This is a genomic window from Tardiphaga sp. OK246, assembly GCF_900188215.1.
GTDB lineage: Bacteria > Pseudomonadota > Alphaproteobacteria > Rhizobiales > Xanthobacteraceae > Tardiphaga > Tardiphaga robiniae.
In genome coordinates, this window is record NZ_FZOX01000003.1 from 832,266 (window position 1) to 856,207 (window position 23,942).

The 23,942-nt window shown below is 62.4% G+C and carries 24 protein-coding genes and 1 other RNA gene; 14 read left to right on the plus strand and 11 right to left on the minus strand.

The window, feature by feature from the left end; all coding sequences use genetic code 11:
- Positions 1–2 precede the first annotated feature (2 nt).
- The 6 genes from ruvB to CHC01_RS32610 form a co-directional block, all read right to left on the minus strand.
- The gene (gene ruvB, locus CHC01_RS16875) at positions 3–1,046 is read right to left on the minus strand and encodes a Holliday junction branch migration DNA helicase RuvB (protein ID WP_089265376.1); all 1,044 of its coding nucleotides are present in this window, start codon (positions 1,044–1,046) and stop codon (positions 3–5) included.
- Positions 1,043–1,543, minus strand: a complete 501-nt coding sequence (locus CHC01_RS16880; RefSeq protein WP_244558386.1) for a hypothetical protein — start codon at positions 1,541–1,543, stop codon at positions 1,043–1,045. Before CHC01_RS16880 ends, ruvB begins: the two co-directional genes overlap by 4 nt.
- Positions 1,540–2,157 carry a Holliday junction branch migration protein RuvA gene (ruvA, locus tag CHC01_RS16885; RefSeq protein ID WP_089265378.1) on the minus strand — a complete coding sequence of 206 codons (618 nt, stop codon included), beginning with the start codon at positions 2,155–2,157 and terminating at the stop codon, positions 1,540–1,542. The genes CHC01_RS16880 and ruvA overlap by 4 nt, the downstream gene beginning before the upstream one ends.
- Positions 2,154–2,681, minus strand: a complete 528-nt coding sequence (gene ruvC / locus CHC01_RS16890; protein WP_089265379.1) for a crossover junction endodeoxyribonuclease RuvC — start codon at positions 2,679–2,681, stop codon at positions 2,154–2,156. Before ruvC ends, ruvA begins: the two co-directional genes overlap by 4 nt.
- An 85-nt stretch (positions 2,682–2,766) precedes the next feature.
- Complete coding sequence (locus tag CHC01_RS16895) at positions 2,767–3,513, minus strand: YebC/PmpR family DNA-binding transcriptional regulator (RefSeq protein ID WP_089265380.1); 747 nt, start codon at positions 3,511–3,513, stop codon at positions 2,767–2,769.
- An 18-nt stretch (positions 3,514–3,531) separates the two neighbouring features.
- Positions 3,532–3,687, minus strand: coding sequence for a hypothetical protein (locus CHC01_RS32610; RefSeq protein WP_176454612.1), 156 nt, complete (start codon positions 3,685–3,687; stop codon positions 3,532–3,534).
- A gap of 62 nt (positions 3,688–3,749) precedes the next feature.
- On the opposite strand from CHC01_RS32610, the gene CHC01_RS16900 reads away from it, so the two are divergent.
- From CHC01_RS16900 to CHC01_RS16925, 5 genes are all read left to right on the plus strand, one after another.
- Positions 3,750–5,450: a methyl-accepting chemotaxis protein gene (locus CHC01_RS16900; protein ID WP_502695670.1), complete on the plus strand. Its 1,701-nt coding sequence runs from the start codon at positions 3,750–3,752 to the stop codon at positions 5,448–5,450.
- Positions 5,451–6,054: 604 nt separating this feature from the next.
- Positions 6,055–6,981 carry a polyphosphate kinase 2 gene (ppk2, locus tag CHC01_RS16910; protein WP_089265383.1) on the plus strand — a complete coding sequence of 309 codons (927 nt, stop codon included), beginning with the start codon at positions 6,055–6,057 and terminating at the stop codon, positions 6,979–6,981.
- A 297-nt stretch (positions 6,982–7,278) separates the two neighbouring features.
- Positions 7,279–7,740: a (2Fe-2S)-binding protein gene (locus CHC01_RS16915; protein ID WP_176454613.1), complete on the plus strand. Its 462-nt coding sequence runs from the start codon at positions 7,279–7,281 to the stop codon at positions 7,738–7,740.
- A gap of 9 nt (positions 7,741–7,749) precedes the next feature.
- Positions 7,750–9,954: a xanthine dehydrogenase family protein molybdopterin-binding subunit gene (locus CHC01_RS16920; RefSeq protein ID WP_244558387.1), complete on the plus strand. Its 2,205-nt coding sequence runs from the start codon at positions 7,750–7,752 to the stop codon at positions 9,952–9,954.
- The gene (locus tag CHC01_RS16925) at positions 9,951–11,297 is read left to right on the plus strand and encodes a cytochrome c (RefSeq protein ID WP_089265385.1); all 1,347 of its coding nucleotides are present in this window, start codon (positions 9,951–9,953) and stop codon (positions 11,295–11,297) included. Before CHC01_RS16920 ends, CHC01_RS16925 begins: the two co-directional genes overlap by 4 nt.
- Before the next feature lie 6 nt (positions 11,298–11,303).
- Here the strand turns inward: CHC01_RS16925 and CHC01_RS16930 are convergent, their stop codons facing one another.
- From CHC01_RS16930 to CHC01_RS16950, 5 genes are all read right to left on the minus strand, one after another.
- The gene (locus CHC01_RS16930; RefSeq protein ID WP_089265386.1) at positions 11,304–12,128 is read right to left on the minus strand and encodes a TIGR00282 family metallophosphoesterase; all 825 of its coding nucleotides are present in this window, start codon (positions 12,126–12,128) and stop codon (positions 11,304–11,306) included.
- A gap of 1 nt (position 12,129) precedes the next feature.
- The gene (locus CHC01_RS16935; protein WP_089265719.1) at positions 12,130–12,717 is read right to left on the minus strand and encodes a 5-formyltetrahydrofolate cyclo-ligase; all 588 of its coding nucleotides are present in this window, start codon (positions 12,715–12,717) and stop codon (positions 12,130–12,132) included.
- 128 nt (positions 12,718–12,845) lie between these two features.
- Positions 12,846–13,005, minus strand: a non-coding RNA gene (gene ssrS / locus CHC01_RS16940) — 6S RNA.
- A gap of 61 nt (positions 13,006–13,066) precedes the next feature.
- Positions 13,067–13,450: a cell division protein ZapA gene (locus CHC01_RS16945; RefSeq protein WP_068735170.1), complete on the minus strand. Its 384-nt coding sequence runs from the start codon at positions 13,448–13,450 to the stop codon at positions 13,067–13,069.
- Between the two features lie 6 nt (positions 13,451–13,456).
- Entirely contained in the window at positions 13,457–13,786 is a 330-nt protein-coding gene (locus CHC01_RS16950) for a DUF4164 domain-containing protein (protein WP_089265387.1), read from the minus strand.
- 309 nt (positions 13,787–14,095) lie between these two features.
- On the opposite strand from CHC01_RS16950, the gene tkt reads away from it, so the two are divergent.
- The 9 genes from tkt (at position 14,096) to CHC01_RS16995 (ending at position 23,912) form a co-directional block, all read left to right on the plus strand.
- The gene (gene tkt, locus CHC01_RS16955; RefSeq protein WP_089265388.1) at positions 14,096–16,081 is read left to right on the plus strand and encodes a transketolase; all 1,986 of its coding nucleotides are present in this window, start codon (positions 14,096–14,098) and stop codon (positions 16,079–16,081) included.
- A gap of 128 nt (positions 16,082–16,209) precedes the next feature.
- Complete coding sequence (gap, locus tag CHC01_RS16960) at positions 16,210–17,220, plus strand: type I glyceraldehyde-3-phosphate dehydrogenase (RefSeq protein WP_089265389.1); 1,011 nt, start codon at positions 16,210–16,212, stop codon at positions 17,218–17,220.
- Between the two features lie 118 nt (positions 17,221–17,338).
- On the plus strand, positions 17,339–18,532 hold the full coding sequence (locus CHC01_RS16965) for a phosphoglycerate kinase (RefSeq protein ID WP_089265390.1): 1,194 nt from the start codon (positions 17,339–17,341) through the stop codon (positions 18,530–18,532).
- Positions 18,533–18,594: 62 nt separating this feature from the next.
- Positions 18,595–18,831: a hypothetical protein gene (locus CHC01_RS16970; RefSeq protein ID WP_089265391.1), complete on the plus strand. Its 237-nt coding sequence runs from the start codon at positions 18,595–18,597 to the stop codon at positions 18,829–18,831.
- A gap of 163 nt (positions 18,832–18,994) precedes the next feature.
- Positions 18,995–20,062 carry a class II fructose-bisphosphate aldolase gene (fba, locus tag CHC01_RS16975; RefSeq protein WP_089265392.1) on the plus strand — a complete coding sequence of 356 codons (1,068 nt, stop codon included), beginning with the start codon at positions 18,995–18,997 and terminating at the stop codon, positions 20,060–20,062.
- Between the two features lie 166 nt (positions 20,063–20,228).
- Positions 20,229–21,254, plus strand: coding sequence for a class I fructose-bisphosphate aldolase (locus CHC01_RS16980; RefSeq protein WP_089265393.1), 1,026 nt, complete (start codon positions 20,229–20,231; stop codon positions 21,252–21,254).
- Positions 21,255–21,256: 2 nt separating this feature from the next.
- Positions 21,257–21,940 (plus strand): thiamine phosphate synthase, encoded by a 684-nt coding sequence (locus CHC01_RS16985; protein WP_089265394.1) that lies wholly within the window; start codon positions 21,257–21,259, stop codon positions 21,938–21,940.
- Positions 21,941–21,947: 7 nt separating this feature from the next.
- Positions 21,948–23,018, plus strand: coding sequence for a tetratricopeptide repeat protein (locus tag CHC01_RS16990; RefSeq protein WP_089265395.1), 1,071 nt, complete (start codon positions 21,948–21,950; stop codon positions 23,016–23,018).
- 102 nt (positions 23,019–23,120) lie between these two features.
- A complete protein-coding gene (locus tag CHC01_RS16995) occupies positions 23,121–23,912 on the plus strand; it encodes an inositol monophosphatase family protein (protein ID WP_089265396.1) in 792 nt (263 codons plus the stop codon).
- Positions 23,913–23,942: the final 30 nt, after the last annotated feature.

The window sequence follows — 23,942 nt, forward strand, 5'->3', positions numbered from 1 at the left end:
CGCTACTCCTCCTCGCCAAACAATCCGATCTGGCTCGCATCACGTTTCGGCTCCTGGAGTCCGAGATGTTTGAACGCATGCGAGGTGAGCAAGCGCCCACGCGGGGTGCGCTGCAGATAGCCGCACTGGATCAGATAGGGTTCGATGATGTCTTCAATGGCGTCGCGCGGTTCCGACAGCGCTGCCGCCATAGTCTCGACACCAACCGGACCACCCGCATAGTTCATGGCGATGGTGGAGAGATAACGGCGATCCATGGCATCGAGACCCGCACTGTCAACTTCCAATGCGGACAGCGCGTGGTCGGCGATTTTGCGGTCAATCGCTGACGCATCCGCAGCGGAGGCAAAGTCACGCACACGGCGCAAGAGACGCCCGGCAATGCGCGGCGTGCCGCGGGCACGGCGCGCAATCTCGTTAGAGCCTTCAGGGGTCATGCCGATGTCCAGCACGCGGGCGCCGCGCGTGACGATCTTTTCGAGCTCGTCGATCGTGTAGAAATTCAGCCGCAGCGGAATGCCGAAACGATCGCGCAGCGGATTGGTCAGTAGACCCGCACGGGTGGTCGCGCCGACCAGCGTGAATTTCGACAGCTCGATTTTCACCGAGCGTGCCGCAGGGCCCTCGCCGATGATGAGGTCGAGCTGGAAATCCTCCATCGCGGGATAGAGCACTTCCTCTACTGCAGGGCTGAGACGGTGGATCTCGTCGATGAACAGCACATCGCGCTCTTCGAGATTGGTCAGCAATGCCGCGAGATCGCCGGCCTTGGCGATGACGGGACCGGATGTCGCGCGAAATCCGACGCCGAGCTCGCGCGCCACGATCTGCGCCAGCGTGGTCTTACCGAGGCCGGGCGGGCCCACAAACAATGTGTGATCCAGTGCCTCACCGCGCTTACGAGCTGCATCGATGAAGATCTGCAGATTCGCGCGCGCCTGTGCCTGGCCGACGAAATCGGACAGCGACTGCGGGCGCAGCGTGGTGTCGCCGACATCGTCAGAGCGGCGCTCAGGTGTAACCATGCGATCGGGTGGCGTATTCATGATGCGACGTTACCACGGTGCAACGGCCGCGCGAACCACCAGCACAGGCTGGCTGGAATCACGGCAATGCCCGCGAGCAATGCGGACAGCGACAGCGCTTGCGCGAGCGATCGAACGCCGGGCAAAATCACCGCTGAGGATTCCGAGGGCTGAACGAACATTCCAAACCCGATGAAGCCGGCAATGCCGACGCCCGCAGCGAGCCACGCCATCCAGATCGTGTTTTGCCCGGCATAGACGGCCGACAGCGCGAAGACGACGCCGGCACCGAGCGACGGCAGCAGCGCCGCCAATGCAGCAACGAATGCCAGCAGCCACAGTGCAATCGACACAAGCGATCTGAAACCATCGAGATCGGCGACAGAGAAGATCAATTGCAGGATCGACGCACCCAGACCGACCACAAGCAACGACACAAGTGCAGCCACGGATAGCGAACCGACAACACCGAAGATCGCGACAATGCCGATCACGCGGGCGATTCTGGCAAGGCTCACTTCGCCAATTCCTTCAGCCCGAGCTTGATGAGTTGCGCCGTTTCCGCACCCTCACCTGCGCTGCGCGACGCGGCTGCGACGGCGGCCGCCGCCTGTGGCTGGCCATAGCCGAGATTGACCAGCGCGGAGATCGCATCCCTGACGGCGCCTGGTGCGCGGTTGTCGTCCATCGCGCCGGCGAGTTGCGCGACCACCGGATCGACGGACGCAAAGGCCGGCGCCTTGTCCTTCAATTCGCTGACGATGCGTTCGGCCACTTTAGGACCGACGCCCGGCGTGCGCGCCACGGCCGTCTTGTCGCGCAGCGCGATGGCATTGGCGAGGTCGGCCGGCGGCAGTGTGCTGAGCACGGCAAGCGCGACCTTGGCGCCGACGCCCTGCACGGTCTGCAGCAAGCGAAACCATTCGCGCTCCATATCGCTGCGGAATCCGAACAGCTTGATCTGGTCTTCGCGGACATAGGTTTCGATGGCGAGCACCGCAGCTTCGCCCGCCTGCGGCAGTGCCTGCAGCGTGCGAGCGGAACAATGCACCTGATAGCCGACGCCCTGTACGTCGAGGATCACATAGTCCTCGCCGTAGCTGTCAATCAGGCCTTTGAGCTTGCCGATCACGCGCCGACGACCTTGAGGCGCAGCGCCGTGCTCTGGCGATGATGCGCATGGGTGATGGCGATCGCCAGTGCATCGGCGGCATCGGCCGATTTCGGCTCGGCCTTCGGCAGCAGGATCTTCAGCATCACCTGGATCTGGTTCTTGTCGGCGTGCCCCGCGCCGACCACGGTCTTCTTCACCTGATTGGGCGCGTATTCAGCGACGGCAATGCCGAACATCGCCGGCGTCATCATGGCGATGCCGCGCGCCTGGCCGAGCTTCAGCGTCGCGACGCCGTCCTTGTTGACGAAGGTCTGCTCCACCGCTGCCTCTGCCGGCTGGAAATCGCCGAGGATCTTGGCGAGCCCCTCATGAATGCCGAGCAGCCGGCTTGCCAACGGCAGATTGTCCGGCGGTTCCACCGAACCGCAGCCGATATAGGTCAGCCGGTTGCCGTCGATCTCGATCACGCCCCAGCCGGTGCGGCGCAGGCCCGGATCGATGCCGATGATGCGGACAGGAGGGCGAATCGGAGGGTTTGTCATCCCACAGGGATAACGCCGGTCGGAGCGGAACGAAATAGAAACGCGGAGCCGTCCCAAAGGAAAGAGAGGGAAGCTGAACCCCTGCTCAGCCGCCCATCTTGGCCATCAGCGCGTCCGATACCTCGAAGTTGGCATAGACGTTCTGCACGTCGTCATGCTCGTTCAACAGGTCCATCAGCTTGATCAGCTTCTCGCCGGTCTCGTCATCGACCGAGAGCGTGTTCTGCGGCTTCCAGATCACCGCCGCCTTGCGGGCTTCGCCGAATTTGGCTTCCAGTCCCTTGGCAACCTCGCGGAACGTCTCCTGCGAGGCATAGACCTCGTGGCCGCCCTCGCCCGACACCACGTCATCCGCGCCGGCCTCGATGGCAGCTTCGAGCATGTCGTCGGCAGAGGCCTTGTCGGCGTCATATTCGATCACGCCGACATGGTCGAACATGAAGGAAACCGAGCCGGTTTCACCGAGATTGCCACCGGATTTGGTGAAGTAGGAACGGATGTCGGACGCGGCGCGGTTGCGGTTGTCGGTCAGTGCCTCGACGATGACGGCGACGCCGCCGGGGCCGTAGCCCTCATAGCGGATTTCATCATAGTTCTCGCCGTCGCTGCCGATCGCCTTCTTGATGGCGCGCTCGATGTTGTCGCGCGGCATGTTCTCCTGCCGGGCGGCGATCACGGCGGAGCGCAGCCGGGCATTCATCGACGGGTCCGGCGTCCCCATCTTGGCAGCGACGGTGATTTCGCGCGCCAGCTTGCTGAACAGCTTGGACTTCTGGGCATCCTGCCGGCCCTTGCGGTGCATGATGTTCTTGAATTGGGAATGTCCGGCCATGCGGTCTCTCTTGAAGCGTCAGGGTAGTTGGGGCTGCGGCGCGGGGTTATAGGCCGCGAAATCGGCAAAATCAAAAATTTGCCGCCGAATCCGGCAGATCTTCGCAATACCGCGACCGACCTTAACCATCACTTCACGCCGAGGTGCAAGGTTACCCGTATAGATTGTATTCATTGGGGTCACCGATGGCGTTTGGACTGTTCCGCAAGCGGCAGCCGGAAGCGGCTGAAGTGGTGATGATCGCTGACAACACAGCACCTTCTGTGGCACCGCAGCATCCTGAACCAGATACCGCTCGCGACATCCTGGAGTTGCTGGAACTCGAGCTGGGCGCGCTTATCCGCCAGCTTGAGCGTGCCGCGACATCCGTCGCCGGCGGCGCCGAATCGACCGCCACCACCCTCTCCGCCATCCGCGCCCGCACCGACGTGCTGGCCGACCGCAGCAGCGCCGCGCAATCCACCGCCACGACCTTCGCGCAGGCCGCCGACAAATTCACCCACTCGGCCGAGGGTATCGGCACCCAGGTGCGCGATGCCAGCCGGCTCGCGGACGAGGCCGGCGCCGCCGCGCATGAAGCCAGCGCCAATGTGGACCGCCTGCGCGACTCCTCCGCTGCAATCAGCAATGTGTTGGAGTTGATCGCGCAGATTGCCCGGCAGACAACGATGCTCGCGCTGAACGCGACCATCGAGGCGGCACGCGCCGGCGCTGCAGGCCGCGGCTTCTCGGTCGTCGCCACCGAGGTCAAGGCGCTGGCGGTGCAAACCCAGAACGCCACCGAAGAGATCAGGAAGAAGATCGACACCCTGCAGCGCGACGCTGCGAGTTCGGTCGATGCGGTGCATCGCATCTCCACCGCCATCGACGCGATCCGCCCGGTGTTTGCCAATGTGAATGGCGCAGTCGCCGAGCAGAACGCGACGACCAGCGAGATGTCGCACAATGCCAGCACCGCCTCGCAGTTCATCGTCTCGGTCGGCGACAGCGCCGCGGAAATCGATAGCGCTGCGAAGGAAGCGGCTGCCCATGGCGAGCATGTCGCGCAGGCCGGCCAGGCCGTGACGATGTTTGCCTCACGGCTGAAGTCGCGCTGCGCGGTACTGCTGAAACAGAGCGAGCGCGAAGACGAGCGCCGACGCGAAAAGCTGCCATGTCACCTCAATGTCGATCTTCAGGCGCGCGGCGGCCAGATCCGCGCACCGGTCTATGAAATCTCGATGGACGGGATCCTCATCGGCGGACCAGACGCGAACCGGCTTCCGTTGCACGACATCGTTGCTGCTGAACTCAGCGAGGTCGGCCCCTGCCGCCTGCGCATTGCCGAACATTCCCCCGCCGGCGCACAGGCACTGTTCGTCGCGCCCGACAACCATCTCATCAGCCGGATCGAAGACCGGCTATGGGCTATTCATGACGAAAACACCGAATTCGTCACCCGCGCCATTGATGCCGGCGCCGCGCTCAACAAGATCTTTGCCGACGGTATTGCATCCGGCGCTATCAGCATCGACGACATGTTCGACGACAACTACGTCGAAATCCCTGGCTCCAGTCCGGTGCAGTACCGGACAAAGATTCTCGGCTGGGCCGACCGCGCACTCCCCGAATTCCAGGATGCGTTTCTGGCCAAGGACACCCGCATGGCGTTCTGCGCCATGATCGACCGCAACGGCTATCTACCGGTACATAACAGCATCTATTCCAAGCCGCAGCGCCCAGGTGATGTCGCCTGGAATACGGCCAACTGCCGCAACCGCCGCATCTTCAACGATCCGGCTGGATTGGCCGCCGGTCGCAATACACGTTCCTACCTGATCCAGAGTTATGCCCGCGACATGGGCAACGGTCAGACCGTGATGATGCGCGAGATAGACGTGCCTGTGCGCATACAGGGACGCCATTGGGGCGGCTTCCGCACGGCGTACAAATTATGATTTGGGTTTGTAAACGGCGCTGCGCTGCCACCTGAGACCTGGCGCAGCGCCGCCTATTCCGTCTGCGAGTGGGCTAGCAGCCGAAACTGCCAAGGCGTCCTAGCCGCCGCTCGTTCGGCCCTCCGCATTGTCATCTCCGCCGTATGAACCGCCGCCATATCCATATGGCGCGCTGTATCCATATGAACCGGGGCCGGCACCAAATCCGCGATAGACCGTTACGGGGGCGCTTCCCTCATACCGCGCGTGAGACGACATGATCCGTCGATGCTTGCTGGCAGCGCTATGCCCGTCTTTGGCCTGCGCGGTCCAGCTCGAAGTGCCGGCGATCAGTAAAGCGGCGCCCAACAGAATGAATTTATTCATCACATTTTTCCTTGGTCAACGAGCCCCGCGACCTCAGATGCGCACGCTTGGCTCTCAAGGTAGCGCCAATCACGCGTAGTTGAATTTCGGCTTGCGGTACCCCGTCCTGCATGGACAGCGGCGGCGAGACCCATTGGGGCCATTTGCCCATTCGCTCCGGGCATGGGAGGCAGTGTCACACCGCTGACATTTGCATCGGTCCATAACCGTGGACCCATTCGATACAAGCGGAGCTGCCATGACCGAACATTCCCTCGACGACGCGCAAGCAATCCACGACCGCATTCGTGCAGAGATGCTGGACGGCTTCGACGAAGAACTCGAGCTCGAGATCGATGACGATCGTCTCGACGCCCTGACCAACGAAATGTCCGACCGCAGCCCGGCGGAGACCATCGAGCGACGCCTCTATTTCAAGGAACTGTTCCGCCTGCAGGGCGAATTGGTGAAGTTGCAGAGCTGGGTGCAGCAGAACAAGCTCAAGGTCGTGGTGATCTTCGAGGGTCGCGATTCCGCTGGCAAGGGTGGCGTCATCAAGCGGATCACCCAGCGGCTCAATCCACGCGTTTGCCGCGTTGCCGCACTCCCCGCGCCGAATGAGCGCGAACGCACCCAATGGTACTTCCAGCGTTACGTCTCGCATCTCCCCGCCGGCGGCGAGATCGTACTGTTCGATCGTAGCTGGTACAACCGCGCCGGCGTCGAGCGCGTGATGGGTTTCTGCACCGAGGATGACGTGGAGGAATTCTTCCGCTCGGTGCCGGAATTCGAACGCATGCTGGTGCGCTCGGGCATCATCCTGGTCAAATACTGGTTCTCGATCACCGATGAAGCGCAGCACCTGCGCTTCTCGATGCGCATCGCCGATCCGCTCAAGCAGTGGAAGCTCAGCCCGATGGATGTCGAGGCGCGCACCCGCTGGGAGCAATACACCAAGGCCAAGGAAGCGATGCTCGAGCATACGCATATTCCGGAAGCCCCGTGGCATGTGGTGCAGGCCGTCGACAAGAAGAAGGCCCGCCTGAACTGCATCGCGCATCTGCTCGAACAGCTTCCCTATCAGGAGGTCGAGCATCCGCCTGTGGTCCTGCCTGCACGCGTGCGCAATCCCGACTATCACCGCACGCCGGTGCCAGCCGAAATGTATGTGCCGGAGCGGTACTAACCCCACAGTCGGCAGATCGCGTGCCGTTTTTCGGGCAGGCCGAGCCTAACGCAACCGCAATATTCTTTTGAATAAAAGTCATCCGACGCTCACGACAGAGGGCGTCGGATGACGTCGCGCAGATTTTACCGCGATTTATCCGACAGACACGCTCGCGCGACATACAAACCAATGTATAGTCCTGCTGCATCTTATTGCTGCTTTTGAAATGATGACCGTACGCCTATAGTACCGTCGTTGGTCGATGACGAACCATTCGCCATTGCATCATCGAGTCGAGCAATCGGGGGTCTCACTGTGGCAAATCTCAATATTAACGGCGAGCAGAAGTCCTTCGACGCACCAGACGACATGCCTCTGCTCTGGGTGCTGCGCGACATTCTCGGCATGACCGGCACGAAATTCGGCTGCGGCGTGGCCTTGTGTGGTGCCTGCACCGTGCATGTCGATGGCAAGGCCGTGCGCTCCTGCCTGCTGCCGGTCAGTGCGGTGAGCGGGCGCGCCATCACAACGATCGAAGGCGTCGGCACCACACGGGTCGGCGCCAAGGTGCAGAAAGCCTGGCTCGATCTCGAAGTCATTCAATGCGGTTACTGCCAATCCGGACAGATCATGTCAGCGGCGGCGCTCCTCGCTTCTACGCCAACCCCTGACGATTCTGATATCGATGCCGCCATGGCCGGAAATATCTGTCGCTGCGGCACCTATGTCCGGGTGCGTGAAGCTATCAAGCATGCTGCCTCCGAACGGCAAACCTAGGAGTCGGCCATGAAACTTGCAGACAACATGCTTGTTGCGGCCAGTCCTGCAAACAAGCCTTCTGGCCTGTCACGGCGCAATCTGCTCGCTGGCGCCTTTGCCGGCGGCTTTATGTTCGCCTTCCAGCTTCCGGTCCGCGCGGCCAATGAGCCGACGCAACCTCCCGATACGACGGAGGGCAAATTCGCCCCCAACGCCTTCATCCGCATCGACACTACCGGCAAGACGACACTGGTGATGCCGCAAGTCGAGATGGGGCAAGGCATCTATACCGCCATCGCCATGATCCTCGCCGAAGAGCTCGACGCCGACTATGCGCAGATCACGCTGGAACATGCGCCGCCCAGCGACAAGCTCTACGGCAATCCAATTTTCATCATCCAGGCGACCGGTGGATCGACTTCGGTGCGCGCATTCTGGAAACCGCTGCGCAATGCCGGTGCAACCGCGCGTGCGATGCTGTTGCAAGCCGCAGCCGAACAGTGGCAGGTCGAACCTGCGAGCTGCACGGCGTCGAATGGGCAAGTGATGCATACGGCCAGCGGGCGCAAACTGTCCTATGGCGAGTTGTGCGACGCCGCCGGCAAACTCACACCGCCGAAGGAGGTCGCGCTCAAGGACCCAAAAGACTTCTCGGTGATCGGCAAGCCGCTGAAGCGCTTCGACACACCGGACAAGGTCAACGGCAAGACGATCTACGGTATCGACGCGATGGTGCCGGGCATGACATTCGCGACGCTGGCACAATGCCCGGTGTTCGGCGGCAAAGTCGCCAAGGTCGATGACCGCGCGGCAAAGAAGATTCCGGGCGTGCGGCAGATCGTGGTGCTCGACGACCTCGTGGCCGTGGTCGGCGATCACATGTGGGCCGCCAGGTCCGGGCTCGAAGCACTCGATATCACTTGGGATGAAGGTCCCAACGCCAAGATCAGTTCGAAGGACATCTGGGCGCATTTGCGCGCGGCCAGCGAGACGGACGGCGTGATCGCCAAATCGGTCGGCGACATCGCCAAGGGTCTCGCCACCGGTGAACGGATCGACGCGTCCTACGAGATGCCGTTCCTTGCGCACGCGACCATGGAGCCGTTGAATTGCACGGTGCACTTCAAGGGAGATTCCTGCGAGGTCTGGACGGGCACGCAGATCATGTCGCGGGTGCAGTCCGAGGCTGCCAAGGCCGCTGGCTTGCCGGTCGACAAGGTGACGGTCAATCAGCACATGATCGGCGGTGGCTTCGGCCGCAGGCTTGAGCCTGACATGGTCGTGGCGGCGGTGCGCATCGCCAAACAGGTCAATGGACCGGTCAAGGTGGTGTGGACCCGCGAAGAGGACATCCAGCACGACATTTATCGCCCCGTCTATCGCGACAACATTTCGGCGACACTGTCGAACGGCAAAGTGGTCGGCTTCAAGTACAAGATCGCAGGCTCGGCCGTGATCGCGCGTTGGCTGCCGCCTGCGTTCCAGAAGGGCATCGACATCGACGCCATCGATAGTGCTGCGGACCAGCCGTACGACTTCCCGCATTTCCAGTGTGAATATGTCCGTGTCGAACCGCCGGCGGTGCCGACCGGCTTCTGGCGCGGCGTCGGCCCGAACAACAACGTGTTCGCGATCGAGAGCTTCATGGATGAGCTCGCTCGCAAGGCTGGCAAGGATCCCGTCGCGTTCCGGCGTGAATTGCTCGGCAAGGCGCCGCGGATGCTGGCGGCCCTCAATCTCGCGGCGGAGAAGGCCAACTGGGGTCAGCCGCTGCCAGCGCGCGTCGGACGCGGCGTAAGCATCCAGCCCACCTTCGATACTTCGATCGCGACTGTGGTCGAAGCGGAGGTGGATTCTCAGGGCGAGATCCGTCTGCGTCAGGTCAACGTGGCGGTCGACACCGGCATCGCTGTCAATACCGACACCATCGTGGCGCAGATCGAAGGCGGCATCGTGTTCGGCCTCACCGCCGCGCTATATGGCGACATCACCATCGAGAAGGGGCGCGTGCAGCAGTCCAATTTCCATGACTACCGCATGCTTCGGATCGACCAGATGCCGAAGATCAATGTCCACCTCATCAAGAGCGGCGAAGCGCCCGGCGGCATAGGCGAGTGCGGCGTGATCGGCGGACCGCCGGCACTGCGCAATGCAATTTATGCTGCGACTGGCGTTGCGCTGCGGAGGATGCCGATCGACCGCGATGCGATCGCCGAAAGGAAGAAGTCATGACGCCCGCCGCACGTCGCATTCTCGGCAGCGTCATTGTGATCGGTGTCGTGGCTGCAGCCGGCGCCGCGCTCTATGTTCGCGGTCCCGGACCGATGGCCTTCTCGGGCGGCCCGAAGGTGGCGCTGGCCGATTACAAGGGTCCCAATCCCACGGGCGTTCCCGCCAACATGGCCAACGCCAGCCTGATCGAGCGCGGCGAATATCTTGCGCGTGCGGCGGATTGCATGGTCTGCCACACTGCGCCCGGGGGCAAGGAATATGCCGGCGGCTTCGCATTCAAGCTGCCGTTCGGCACGCTTTACTCGACCAACATCACACCGGACAAAGAGACAGGCATCGGCAACTACACCGATCAGCAGTTTCTCGACGCCGTTCGAAGCGGCAAGCGCCACGACGGCGCCCGGCTCTATCCCGCGATGCCCTATACGTCCTACACTTACATGACCGATGCGGACACGCTCGCGGTCAAGGCCTATCTGTTCAGCCTCGCACCGGTGCGCGCAGCACCGCCTGAGAATACGCTTGCCTTTCCGTTCAATCAGCGCTGGGCAATGACGTTCTGGTCGGCATTGTTCAATCCCGATACGCGCTTCGAACCCGATAGGTCGCAAAGCCCGGAATGGAACAGGGGCGCCTATCTCGTCGAGGCGCTGGCGCATTGCGGCGAATGCCATACCCCGCGCAATCTCGGCTTCGCGCTCGACAACCGCAAGAAATTTGCTGGCGCCCTGACCGCCGGATGGCGGGCCTTCAATATCACCTCGGACAAGACGACAGGCCTTGGCAGCTGGAGCGACGACGATGTCGTTTCCTATCTGTCGATCGGGCATGCCAAGGGTCACGGCACCGCGTCGGGGCCGATGGGCGAAGCGGTGGACCACAGTTTCAGCAAGATGGCGCCGACGGATATCAAGGCGATGGTCGTATTCCTGCGCACGGTGCCGGCGGTGCCCTCACCTGATCTGCCCGCGAAACTCGCGCCACCCGCACCGCCCTCGCACAGGGACGGCATGACGGCGAACGCGCTTGGCAAGACGGTCTTCCAGGGCGCCTGCGTGAGCTGCCATGGCTGGACAGGCGAGAGCGCACTCTCGCCCATGGCCACGCTGACTGGCGCGTGGGCCGTTAACGATCCCGGCGCGACGAACGTGGCGCAGATCGTGATCTCCGGCACCAAGCGGCATACGCCGCAAGGCGCGCTGTCGATGCCAGCTTTCGGCAAGAGCCATTCAGATACGGAGATCGCGGCTGTCGCGAATTACGTGACCGCGCGCTTCGGCAGCAAGGGATCGCAGATCACGGCAAGCGATGTCGCGGATTTGCGCAAGCAGACGGAGCAGTAGGCCGAACTAGGTCAGCCAGAACTCAGGCACCGCCTGCGACAGCCGACCACCGAGCCGCACCGGCGCGATGCGTGAGGCAAGCCCCGTCTTGTCATCGGTTTCGACCGCAACGCCCGACAAGGTCGCCGGGCCGAAGGCGGGCTCGAAACGGCCGGAGGGAATGCCGGTCGTGAAGCGCCTGACAGGCTCTTCCTTCTGCATGCCAATCACGGAATCATAGTCGCCGGTCATGCCTGCATCGGTCATGTAAGCTGTGCCGCCGGACAGGATTTGATGATCGGCGGTCGGCACATGCGTATGCGTGCCGACGACGAGGCTCACGCGGCCATCGCAGAAGTAACCCATGCCCTGCTTTTCGCTCGAGGCTTCGCCATGGAAATCCACCACGATGGCGTCTGCAGCTTCCACCAGCGGACAGGCATCGATCTCCTTGCCGACAGCGCTGAACGGATCGTTGAGCGGCTCCATGAAGACGCGGCCCATGGCATTGATCACCAGCGCACGCGCACCGTTCTTGGTGTCGATCAGTGCAGCACCACGGCCCGGGGTGTGGCGTGGGAAGTTCAATGGGCGGATCAGACGCGGCGCGCGTTCGATGAACACCAGCGCCTCTTTCTGATTCCAGGCGTGATTGCCGAGCGTCACCGCATCGGCGCCGGCGTCGACAAGATCATTATAGATCGTCTCGGTGATACCGAAGCCGCCGGCGGCGTTCTCGCCATTGATGATGACAAGATCGAGCTTCCAGTCGCGGATCAGACCCGGCAGTTTTTCGAGGATCACCACGCGGCCGGTTTTGCCGACCACGTCGCCGATGAAGAGAATACGCAAGTCAGATGCTCCGAAAATCGATCGTCCGGGTTTCGGTTAGCACATAATCCAGCGCCACGTCGTGCGGTTGCATGGGAATGGCCTCGATTTCCTGGGTGTCGAAGGCCACGCCCACGGAGATAAATGGCTTGATGGTGTGCAGTTGCGCGAAGGTGCGGTCGTAATGCCCTGCGCCATAGCCAATGCGGTGGCCGGCACGGTCGAATGCCGCGAGTGGTACCAGCAGGATATCGGGGATCAGTGGCGGCGCGTCCGGTGCTGGTTCCGGAATGCCCAGTGAACCACGCACCAGCGCATCGTTCGGGCTCCAGATCCGGAACATCAGGGGCTCATCACGGGCGATGATCACCGGGAGCGCCAGTCGCGCCCCCTGGGCGGCGAGGTGCTGCATCAGCGGGATCGGATCGATTTCGCTGCGAATGGGAGAATAGCCGGCGACGATGCTGCCGGCCCTGACCGGGAAAGGCAGACCCCGCGCTGCGATCGCCTGCGTGGCTGCCGACCGTTCGGCCTCGCTCAGCGCCGTACGGCGTGCCAGCGCGGCAATGCGGAGCTCAATCTTTGTCGGAGTGGGCGGCGTGTCGGACATGCCGCACGATATGCTGTCCGCAGAGCCTGCGGAAGCGCAGCACCGGTCTTCGCGATCATATTTGGCGATCGAGGCTAAGATTGCACGGCAAACGCCATGCAAGGCCACAGCCATCAAAAAAGTGAAAGTGCGAAGCCACGATGGCCGTTGAAGCACTCGATCCCGGAGCACCTACGAAAGTAGGTGGGCACCATGTGACCAGGTCCACGGACCTGGTCAGGGACAGTTCCCTGAAGGATCGATAAGGCCCCGGGGATATATGGCTCCTGACGCGCGACGCAGCCTCGCCTGAGCAATGTAGGGGTTATGAGACGGATGCGCCAGTGCCCGCTTGGCAACAAAGCCTGCGTTATCCAATAGCAACGCCGCCGCCGATGGTGCGGTTGAGCACCTGGGTGGTCTTCTCGATCCGCTCTGCCGCAGCATTCAGGGCCGCGGCAACCGCCGTCTGCGTCGCCCGTGCGCGATCTGCGGCGACAACGCGCACATCGCGCAATGCGGCGAGTTCTTCCTGCAGGGCACGGATCTGCTGATTGGCATCGACCAGTTCGTCGGCAATGGTCAGCGCCGCCATCACCGTCAGCCGCGCATCGCCGATCTCACCGAATTTGCCGCGCAGGTTTTCGACGCGGGATTCAAGACTTTCCGCCAGCCGCAGCAGGCGGGTTTCCTGCCCCTCCTCGCAGGCCATGCGGTATTGCCGGCCATTGATTGTAACGTTGACGTGGCTCATCTCGCTTTACTCATGCGCGTTGTCAGTCGCCAGCACCGCGCGGATGGTGCCGATGGCGGTGTCGAGCTTGTCGGCGATGTCGCGATTGGCGCGCTCCAGCCGGCGCGATTTCACCAGCGTGCCATCAAGCTCATCCGCCAGCCGGGACCGGTCGGCGCCAAGCGCCTGAATGCGGGTGGCCAGCTCATCCTCGTCGCGATCCGCCTCACGGCGGCGCTCGACCGCACTTTCCAGAGCATCCAGCGCTGCCATCAACCGCCGCGTGGCAGAGTCGATCTCGGCCGCACCGCCATTGGCGGGATCGGAGGCTGTGAGATGGGCGGGTCGTTCGATCATACTGGGTTACGCGGGACCTTGGGTGTGATGCGACGGGAGCTCAAAAACCACGGCTCCGCAAGCCTTTAGGCCCTGAAACTTAGGTTGCAAGCGAGCCGGACGCAACAAAGCTTAAAAGCTATGCACCGCAAAGCCGACAAAAACCGCCGGTAGATATCCACAGACCAGAACTGTCCGGGAGACCTTGGACTCCCAGGAACCCAGATGCTATCCACCAGTTTCTCCTAAGCGATCCCAACATCTCGCTGCAGACCGCCCCTCTTGCGGACGCAGAATATTCCATTCCCTTCAATTTAGACGGAAACCGACATGGCGCAGGTTGATCACTCGAAAATGGCCAACGCGATTCGTGCCCTCGCCATGGACGGCGTGGAAAAGGCCAAATCCGGTCACCCTGGGCTGCCGATGGGCGCCGCCGACGTCGCCACCGTGCTGTTCACACAGTTCCTTAAATTTGACGCGGCCGATCCGAAGTGGCCGGATCGCGATCGCTTCATCCTCTCGGCCGGTCACGGCTCGATGCTGCTCTATGCCCTGCTCTATCTGACGGGCAACAAGGAGATGACGCTCGACCAGCTGAAGAACTTCCGCCAGCTGCATTCCAAAACTCCGGGTCATCCCGAGAATTTCCACACCTCAGGCGTCGAGACCACCACGGGTCCGCTCGGTCAGGGCATCGCCACCTCCGTTGGCTTCGCGCTCGCCGAGCGCATGCTGGCCGCCGAATACGGCGATATCGTCGATCACTACACTTACGTGCTGTGCTCCGATGGTGACCTGATGGAAGGTGTCAGCCACGAAGCGCTGGCCATGGCCGGTCATCTCAAGCTGTCGAAGCTGATCTTCCTCTACGACGACAACGGCATTTCCATCGATGGTCCGCTGTCGCTTGCCGATAGCGTCGATCAGGTCGCACGCTTCAAAGCCCATGGCTGGAATGCCGTGCATGTCGATGGCCACGACCAGGTCGCCATCGCCGCTGCGATCAAGCAAGCGCAGGCGTCCGACCGCCCATCGATGATCGCCTGCAAGACCAAGATTGGCTTTGGCGCACCAACCCGCGCCGGCACCTCGAAGGCCCACGGCGAACCGCTCGGCGCGGAAGAACTCGCAGGCGCCAAGAAGGCACTGGACTGGAATTACGGCCCGTTCGAGGTGCCCGATGATATCCTGCAGGCTTGGCGCAATGTCGGCAAGCAGGGCGCATCGGCGCACGCGGACTGGCAGAAGCGTTTTGATGCCCTTCCGGACGACAAGCGCAGCGAATTCACCCGCCGCAACGATCACGTTCGACCGACAGCCATGGCGGACGCGATCCTCACGCTGAAGAAGAAGCTGATCGCCGAGCCGCAGACCGTCGCGACCCGCAAGGCGAGCGAACTCGCGCTCGAAGCGCTGGTGCAGGTCGTGCCGGAAATGGTCATCGGTTCGGCCGATCTCACGCCATCGAACAACACACGCACCAAGGGCGCCATCGAAGTGAAGCCCGGCGAATTCAAGGGTCGCTACATTCACTACGGCATTCGCGAAATGGGCATGGCCGCAGCCATGAACGGCATCGCGCTGCATGGCGGCTTCATCCCGGCCGGCGCGACCTTCATGTGCTTCACCGACTATGCGCGACCGGCGATGCGCATCTCGGCGCTGGCGCAGATCCCGGTCATCTACATCATGACCCATGACTCGATCGGTCTCGGCGAAGACGGCCCGACCCACCAGCCGGTGGAGCATCTGGCCGCGATGCGCGCGATGCCGAACATGCGCGTGTTCCGCCCCGCGGACACGGTCGAGACTGCCGAATGCTGGCAGCTCGCCATGGAGAAGACCAACGGCCCAACCATGCTGGCCCTGTCGCGCCAGAACCTGACGCCGGTGCGCACCACCCATCACGACGACAATCTCTGCGCCGATGGCGGCTATGAGTTGATCGCGGCCAAGGGCAAAGCCGCCGTGTCGATCTTCGCCTCGGGTTCGGAAGTCGAGATCGCCGTCGCAGCGCAGAAGCAACTGGCCGACAAGGGCATCGCGACCCGGGTCGTATCGGTCCCCTCGCTCGAACTGCTGCTGGAGCAGCCTGAAGAGCGCCAGAAAGCCATCATCGGCGACGCGCCGATCAAGATCGCCGTCGAAGCCGCGGTCCGGTTCGGCTGGGATGCCGTGATCGGACACGACGGCACCTTCATCGGCATGAAGGGCTTCGGCTCGAGCGCGCCGGCCAAGGAGCTTTATAAGCTGTTCGGCATCACAGCCGAGGCCGTGGTCGAGGCTGCAACCAGCAAGCACAACGCGGCTTAACTCTATCGGAACGCTGGTAAATTTGACACATTGCACCAGCGTTCCATTCAGGGCATGAAACGCCCGTCACACGTCACTATATGAAGGCCCTCACGCGAGGTTTGAGCCTAATAAAAGGGAGAAGTTGAATGGCAGTCCGGGTTTCGATCAACGGTTTTGGCCGCATCGGCCGCAACGTCCTGCGGGCGATCTACGAGTCCAAACGCACCGACATCGAAGTCGTCGCCATCAACGATCTGGGTCCGGTTGAAACCAACGCCCACCTGTTGCGCTTCGACAGCGTGCATGGCCGCTTCCCCGGCGACGTCACCGTCGACGGCGACAGCATCCAGCTTGGCAACGGCAACAAGATCAAGGTCACTGCGGTGCGCGATCCGAACACGCTGCCGTGGAAGGATCTCGGCATCGATATCGCGCTCGAATGCACCGGCATCTTCAGCGCCAAGGCGAAGGCGATGTCGCATCTGACCGCAGGCGCCAAGCGCGTGCTGGTTTCGGCTCCGTCCGATGGTGCTGATGCCACGATCGTCTACGGCGTCAACCACAAGACCCTGACCAAGGAGCATCTGGTCGTTTCCAACGGTTCGTGCACCACCAACTGCCTGGCGCCTGTCGCCAAGGTACTGAACGAGACCGTCGGCATCGAAACCGGCTTCATGACCACGATCCACGCTTACACCGGCGACCAGCCGACGCTGGACACGCTGCATAGCGATCTCTATCGCGGCCGCGCCGCTGCGATGTCGATGATTCCGACCTCGACCGGCGCCGCGAAGGCCATCGGCCTTGTGATGCCCGAACTGGCCGGCAAGCTCGACGGCGTTTCGATCCGCGTGCCGACCCCGAACGTCTCGGTGGTCGATCTCAAGATCATCGCCAAGAGGAGCACCACCAAGGAAGAGATCAACGAAGCGATCAAGAAGGCTGCGGCCGGCGAGCTGAAGGGCGTGCTCGGCACCACTTCGCACCCGAACGTGTCGATCGACTTCAATCACGATCCGCATTCGTCGACCTTCGCCTTCGACCAGACCAAGGTGCAGAACGGTACGCTGGTGCGGGTACTCTCCTGGTACGACAACGAGTGGGGCTTCTCCAACCGCATGGCCGATACCGCCGTCGCGATGGGCAAGCTGCTCTAAGACACGACCGTTATCCCGGGCGCAGCATAAGACGCCGCGTCCGGGAGCCAACGACTATAGCGGCCCCCCGCTTCGCGGCGCGCCGCTCTGCGCTGACCTGCGTTTGGGACACAACATCATGACCAATTCTTTCCGCACCCTCGACGACGTCGATGTGAAGGGCAAACGCGTTCTCGTGCGCGTCGATCTCAACGTGCCCATGGATGGTGGCAAGGTTACCGACGCAACGCGGCTTGAACGTATCGCGCCGACCATCACCGAAATTTCCGACAAGGGCGGCAAGGTCATCCTGCTCGCGCATTTCGGCCGCCCCAAGGGCCGCGACGACAAGAACTCACTGAAGCCCGTGGCTGCGGCACTTGCCGATGTGATCAAGAAGCCGGTCGCCTTTGCCGACGACAGTGTTGGCGACGTCGCCGCCGAGGCCGTTGGCGCCATGAAGGACGGCGACATTCTCTGCCTTGAGAACACGCGCTTCCATTCCGCTGAGGAGAAGAACGATCCGGCTTTCGTCGCCGAACTCGCCAAGCTTGGCGATATCTGGGTCAACGATGCATTCTCGGCGGCGCATCGCGCCCACGCCTCCACCGAAGGCCTCGGCCACAAGCTGCCCGCTTATGCCGGCCGCACCATGCAGGCCGAGTTGGACGCGCTCGGCAAGGCGCTGGACGCACCGACCAAGCCGGTGATCGCCATCGTCGGCGGCGCCAAGGTCTCGTCGAAGATCGATCTCCTCGAAAATCTCGTCACCAAGGTCGATGCGCTCGTGATCGGTGGCGGCATGGCCAACACCTTCCTGCATGCGCAGGGTGTCAAGGTCGGCAAGTCGCTGTGCGAGAAAGATCTTGCCGCCACCGCGCTGCGGATCATCGACAAAGCTGAAGCGTCGGGCTGTGCCATCATCCTGCCGGTGGACGCCATCGTCGCATTCCACTTCGCCGCCAACACACCGTCTCACGCCTACGGCCTCGATGCGATCCCCGATGAGGGCATGATCCTGGACGTTGGTCCGCAGTCGATCGAACGCATCAACTCGGCCATCGACGATGCCGCCACGCTGGTCTGGAATGGCCCGGTCGGCGCATTTGAAATGACACCGTTCGACCGCGGCACGGTTGCCGGCGCCAAACACGCAGCGGCGCGCACCAAGGCGAAGAAGCTGATTTCAGTAGCCGGCGGCGGCGACACGGTGGCCGCGCTCAATCACGCCGGCGTCGCCGATGACTTCTCCTACATCTCGACCGCCGGCGGCGCCTTCCTCGAATGGATGGAAGGCAAGCCGCTGCCGGGCGTGGAAGTATTGAAGAAGTAGCAGCGGTACATTTTTGCCCGCAAGACTTGTGGGTACCGCAATGTTTATGGTATGTTCCTGCTATGGCAGACGAACCGATCAACATCACGACGGACATCCTCATCGCGATCCGCGATGATATTTCGTCGTTTCGTAGCTCGGTTGAACAGCGTCTTGATCGGCTGGAAGAAATAAGCCGTAAGCAGCGTCGGGACGCTGCCGGCATGCTCGTGATGATGCGTGCGACTGCTGGCGATTTCGACGAGCGCGTGACTGAAGTGGAAGAGCACGTCGCGGCACTCGAAGCTCGCGAACATTAGTTACCGGGAATTCCATTAGCTGGAACGCTGGGCCATCGTGGCGATTAACGTTGGCTGTATGCGCGACTGATGGCGTCTTGGATTCGCCGTCTCCTCGCGCTAAGAGCCATATATCCCTCGGCGCGGCGTTTGCGCCTGTCCCAATTTACAAGGAGCTTCCTGCATGGCCCGTATTACGTTGCGTCAACTGCTCGATCACGCGGCAGAACACGATTACGGAGTGCCGGCCTTCAATATCAACAATATGGAACAGGCGCTGGCGATCATGGAGGCCGCATCGGGTGTCGATGCACCGGTGATCATCCAGGCCTCGCGCGGCGCCCGCTCCTATGCCAACGACATCATGCTCAAGCACATGATGGACGCGGTCACCGAAATCTATCCGCACATTCCCGTCTGCGTGCATCTCGATCACGGCAACGAAGCAGCAACCTGCATGACCGCAATTCAGGCCGGATTCACCTCGGTGATGATGGATGGTTCGCTGAAAGCGGACGGCAAGACGGCGGCGGACTGGGACTACAATGTCGGCGTGACCAAGACCGTCACTGATATGGCGCATCTCGGCGGTATCTCGGTGGAAGGCGAACTCGGCGTGCTCGGCTCGCTGGAGAGCGGCATGGGCGAGGCCGAAGACGGCCACGGCGCCGAGGGCCAGCTCAGCCATGACCAGTTGCTGACCAATCCCGACGAGGCCGTGAAGTTCGTCAAAGAAACTCAGGTCGACGCGCTGGCGATTGCCATGGGCACTTCGCACGGCGCCTACAAGTTCACCCGCAAGCCGGACGGCGATATTCTCGCCATGAACGTGATCGAGGAAATCCACCGCAAGCTGCCGAACACCCATCTGGTGATGCACGGCTCGTCCTCGGTCCCGCAGGACCTGCAGGACATCATCAACAAGTTCGGCGGCCAGATGAAGCCGACCTGGGGCGTCCCGGTGGCCGAGATCCAGCGCGGCATCAAGCACGGCGTCCGCAAGATCAACATCGACACCGACAACCGGATGGCCATGACCGGCCAGATCCGCAAGGTGCTGAGCGAGAACCCCAGCGAATTCGACCCGCGCAAATATCTGAAGCCGGCGATGGAAGCGATGGTGAAGCTCTGCAAGCAGCGCCTGCAGGAATTCAATACCGCCGGCCAGGCCAGCAAGATCAAAAAGGTGCTGACCACGGCCGAAATGGCCAAGCGTTACGCATCGGGCGAGCTGAACGCGAAGATCGCCTGAGCCCAAACTGCCAATTGACTGTGTTTCCGCCTGCCATACAGCCTATGGCAGGCTGAATTTTTGCCGGAATCGGATGCGGACGGGCTCATTGGCCGGCCAGATGCTCGGATTTTGCCCGAGAACGGTCTAGATTGACCTGCAGGACTAGCCCGCTCAGGACATGCCCATGAATCTCGCCGAACTCAACAAAATCGCCCGCGCCATGACCGCGCCGGGCAAGGGCTTGCTTGCCGCAGATGAATCGTCAGGCACGATCAAGAAGCGCTTCGATGCGATCAGCGTCGAGTCGACCGAGGACAGCCGCCGCGATTATCGTGAAATGCTGTTTCGCTCGCGCGAGGCGATGAGCAGCTACATTTCCGGCGTGATCCTCTACGACGAGACCATCTGGCAAAACGCCAAGGATGGCACGCCGCTGGTGCGGCTTATCGAGGAAGCCGGCGCCATTCCCGGCATCAAGGTCGATGAGGGCACGCAGGCCTTGCCGAACTGTCCCGGTGAGCTGGTCACAGCAGGCCTCGACAAGCTCGCCGAGCGTCTTGCCAAATATTACGCGCGCGGCGCGCGCTTCGCAAAGTGGCGCGCGGTGATCGATATCGGTGCTGGGATTCCCTCGATGACCGCAATCTCCGTCAACGCGCACGCGCTCGCCCGCTATGCCGCGCTATGCCAGGCCGCACAGATCGTCCCTATCGTCGAACCCGAAGTGCTGATGGACGGCGATCACGACATCGACCGCTGCGTCGAGGTGACGCAACGCGTGCTCAACAAGACGTTCCAGGAATTGCGAGTCCAGCGGGTCGCGCTGGAAGGCATGATCCTGAAGCCGAACATGGCCGTCTCGGGCAAGAAGTCGAAGACGCAGGCTGGTGTGGCTGAAGTGGCCGAGAAGACCGTGCGCATGCTGAAGAACTGCGTGCCCGCATCGGTGCCCGGCATCGCATTTCTTTCCGGTGGCCAATCTGACGAAGATGCGACCGCGCATCTCGACGCCATGAACAGGATCGGCAGCCTGCCCTGGCCACTGACATTCTCCTATGGCCGCGCGCTTCAGGCAGCGCCGCAAAAGGCATGGTCCGGCAAAGCCAACAATGTGCCCGCCGGTCAGCAGGCCTTCACCCATCGTGCACACATGAATTCACTCGCCAGCAAGGGCGAGTGGACGACTGATCAAGAACAGAAGGCGCTATAATCTTGGCTTCCAAACCCGTCCCGCCGCCGCCGATGCCGCGCCTCTATCTCGCGACGCCCGTCGTCGAGGATCCGTCAGTGCTGGCGGCGAACCTGCCTGCTCTTCTTGAGAGAGCAGATGTCGCTGCCGTCCTGGTGCGACTGGCGACGACCGACCAGCGCACCATGATCACGCGCATCAAGGCGCTGGCGCCTGTCATCCAGACCAGCGGCGCCGCGATGCTGGTCGAAGGCAATGTCGAGCTCGTCGCACGCGGCGGCGCCGATGGCGCGCATCTGCCCGGTCTCGCTCCCCTGCAGGATGCACTCCCCTCGCTGAAGCCTGATCGCATTGCAGGCTGCGGCGGATTGTCGACGCGCCATAATGCGATGGCAGCGGGCGAGACCGGCGCCGATTACGTGCTATTCGGCGAGCCCGACCCGAACGGCCAGCGCCCATCGGCTGACGCCATCGTCGAGCGCCTTCAGTGGTGGGCCGAATTGTTCGAACCGCCTTGCGTAGGCTTTGCCACAACGTTCGATGAGGCCAGGGAATTCGCAGCTGCCGGCGCTGACTTCGTGCTGGTCGGCGACGTCATCTGGAACGACGCGCGCGGCGCTGCTGCAGCGTTGATGGACGCAGAGAAGGCAATCCAGCAGGGATACGCGACGCTCGTCTCGGGGCAGTCCAAGGTCGAACAGGAATAACGCCGGAATGAAAATTCTGCGTTCCCTCACTGTGATTGCCAGCTGCGTTGCCTGGGCGGCCTGCGCGTCCGCGCAGATTTCGCTGACGCCGCCGGGCGTGCAGACGCCGCCACCGGCTGCAAGCAAGGCAGCGCCAAAAAAGGCGCCGGCACCGGCGAAAGCGCCGACAGCCGCGAAGAAAGCTCCTACGCCGCCTGCTGACAAGCCCGCGCAGCCTGCAGAAGCTGCACCAACCGACCCCAATGCCGACCTGGTCTATGGCGCCTATCAACGCGGCCAGTACAAGACCGCTTTCGACCTCGCCAGCAAGCGCGCGCAGGAGAACAACGATCCGAAGGCGATGACCATGCTTGGCGAACTCTATGCCAATGCATTGGGCGTCAAACGCGATTATGCGAAAGCTGCAGAATGGTATCAGCGCGCGTCGGAACGCGGCGACCGCGAGGCTATGTTCGCGCTGGCGATGCTGCGACTGTCGGATCGCGGCAATGTCGGCAAACGCGATGAGGCCGTGAAGCTGCTGGCATCCTCCGCCAAGCTCGGTAATCCGAAGGCCGCCTACAATCTGGCGCTGCTCTATCTCGACGGACAGACGCTGCCGCAGGACGTCAAGCGTTCGGCCGAATTGCTCCGCGTCGCCGCCGATGCCGGTAACCCCGAAGCGCAATACGCGCTGGCGACGTTCTACAAGGAAGGCACCGGCGTCGAGAAAAGCATCGACAAGGCGGTCCGCCTGCTCCAGGCGGCATCCCTGGCCGACAATGTCGACGCCGAGGTCGAATATGCCATTGCGCTCTATAACGGCACGGGAACCCCCAAGAACGAGGCTGCGGCCATCGCCCTGCTCCGCAAAGCCTCCAAACAGAACAGCCCGATCGCCCAGAACCGCCTCGCCCGGGTACTGGCGCTCCGCACCAATACAGATGACCGGCTGGAAGGTCTGAAATGGCACATCGTCGCCAAAACCGCCGGAAAGGGGGACCTGATGCTCGACGAGCTTCTGGCCCAGGCTACCCCCGAGGAAAAGACCAAGGCCCAGGAAGCCGCCAAGAAGTGGCTGGGCACGACCCAGAAATGACCCCTGTAGCGATCTTGCCTTGACGAGATGCCGCCCGCAGGGCACCCATCGCCTCAGCAACCCCCAATCAGACCTGCCGTCAGGTCGTCGTGAGACGAACGCATGATCAATTCAGCCCTTATGAACGTGATGGTGAAAGCCGCGCGCCGCGCCGGCCGCAGCCTGAAGCGCGACCTCGGCGAGATCGAGAACCTGCAAGTCTCGATGAAGGGCCCCGCCAATTTCGTCAGCCTCGCCGACAAGCGGGCCGAGGAGATGCTCTATACGGACCTCAACAAGGCCCGCCCGGGCTATGGCTTCCTCGGCGAGGAAGGCGGCAACCGCGAGGGTACTGACAAGAGCCATACCTGGATCGTCGATCCGCTCGATGGCACCACCAACTTCCTGCACGGCATCCCGCAATTCGCAGTCTCGATCGGTCTGGCGCGCGAAGGTCAGGTGATTGCCGGCCTGATCTACAATCCGGCAAATGACGAGCTCTATATGGCCGAGAAGGGCTCGGGCGCGTTCCTCAACGACACCCGCCTGCGCGTCGCCGGCCGCAAGCAGCTCAACGAATGCGTCATCGCCTGCGGCCTGCCGCATATCGGCCGCGGCGACTTCGAACTGTCACGCAACGAAATGGCCGCGTTGCAGCCGAAGGTCGCCGGCCTGCGCCGCTTCGGCGCGGCTTCGCTCGATCTGGCCTTCGTCGCAGCCGGTCGCCTCGATGGCTATTGGGAGCGCAACCTGCAGCCTTGGGATATCGCTGCCGGCCTGATCCTGATCAAGGAAGCCGGCGGTACTGTTGGCGATATCAATGGTGGTGATGTGCTGACGACCGGCAACGTCGTTGCCGGCAACGAGTTCGTCCACGGCGCTCTGACGAAGATCCTGCGGCCGCTGACGAAGTAAGATTGATCGCTCGAATAGAAAAGCCCGGAT

What these genes read in the sequence shown, in the direction of transcription:
- ppk2 (WP_089265383.1), top strand. Translation starts at nt 6,055, where the DNA reads ATGACCGAACATTCCCTCGACGACGCGCAAGCAATCCACGACCGCATT.
- CHC01_RS16900 (WP_502695670.1), top strand. Translation starts at nt 3,750, where the DNA reads ATGATCGCTGACAACACAGCACCTTCTGTGGCACCGCAGCATCCTGAA.
- gap (WP_089265389.1), top strand. Translation starts at nt 16,210, where the DNA reads ATGGCAGTCCGGGTTTCGATCAACGGTTTTGGCCGCATCGGCCGCAAC.
- CHC01_RS16945 (WP_068735170.1), bottom strand. Translation starts at nt 13,450, where the DNA reads ATGAGCCACGTCAACGTTACAATCAATGGCCGGCAATACCGCATGGCC.
- fba (WP_089265392.1), top strand. Translation starts at nt 18,995, where the DNA reads ATGGCCCGTATTACGTTGCGTCAACTGCTCGATCACGCGGCAGAACAC.
- CHC01_RS16980 (WP_089265393.1), top strand. Translation starts at nt 20,229, where the DNA reads ATGAATCTCGCCGAACTCAACAAAATCGCCCGCGCCATGACCGCGCCG.
- ruvC (WP_089265379.1), bottom strand. Translation starts at nt 2,681, where the DNA reads ATGACAAACCCTCCGATTCGCCCTCCTGTCCGCATCATCGGCATCGAT.
- CHC01_RS16990 (WP_089265395.1), top strand. Translation starts at nt 21,948, where the DNA reads ATGAAAATTCTGCGTTCCCTCACTGTGATTGCCAGCTGCGTTGCCTGG.
- CHC01_RS16920 (WP_244558387.1), top strand. Translation starts at nt 7,750, where the DNA reads ATGAAACTTGCAGACAACATGCTTGTTGCGGCCAGTCCTGCAAACAAG.
- CHC01_RS16895 (WP_089265380.1), bottom strand. Translation starts at nt 3,513, where the DNA reads ATGGCCGGACATTCCCAATTCAAGAACATCATGCACCGCAAGGGCCGG.
- tkt (WP_089265388.1), top strand. Translation starts at nt 14,096, where the DNA reads ATGGCGCAGGTTGATCACTCGAAAATGGCCAACGCGATTCGTGCCCTC.
- CHC01_RS16965 (WP_089265390.1), top strand. Translation starts at nt 17,339, where the DNA reads ATGACCAATTCTTTCCGCACCCTCGACGACGTCGATGTGAAGGGCAAA.
- CHC01_RS16950 (WP_089265387.1), bottom strand. Translation starts at nt 13,786, where the DNA reads ATGATCGAACGACCCGCCCATCTCACAGCCTCCGATCCCGCCAATGGC.
- ruvB (WP_089265376.1), bottom strand. Translation starts at nt 1,046, where the DNA reads ATGAATACGCCACCCGATCGCATGGTTACACCTGAGCGCCGCTCTGAC.
- CHC01_RS16935 (WP_089265719.1), bottom strand. Translation starts at nt 12,717, where the DNA reads ATGTCCGACACGCCGCCCACTCCGACAAAGATTGAGCTCCGCATTGCC.
- CHC01_RS16970 (WP_089265391.1), top strand. Translation starts at nt 18,595, where the DNA reads ATGGCAGACGAACCGATCAACATCACGACGGACATCCTCATCGCGATC.
- CHC01_RS16995 (WP_089265396.1), top strand. Translation starts at nt 23,121, where the DNA reads ATGATCAATTCAGCCCTTATGAACGTGATGGTGAAAGCCGCGCGCCGC.
- CHC01_RS16925 (WP_089265385.1), top strand. Translation starts at nt 9,951, where the DNA reads ATGACGCCCGCCGCACGTCGCATTCTCGGCAGCGTCATTGTGATCGGT.
- CHC01_RS32610 (WP_176454612.1), bottom strand. Translation starts at nt 3,687, where the DNA reads ATGAATACAATCTATACGGGTAACCTTGCACCTCGGCGTGAAGTGATG.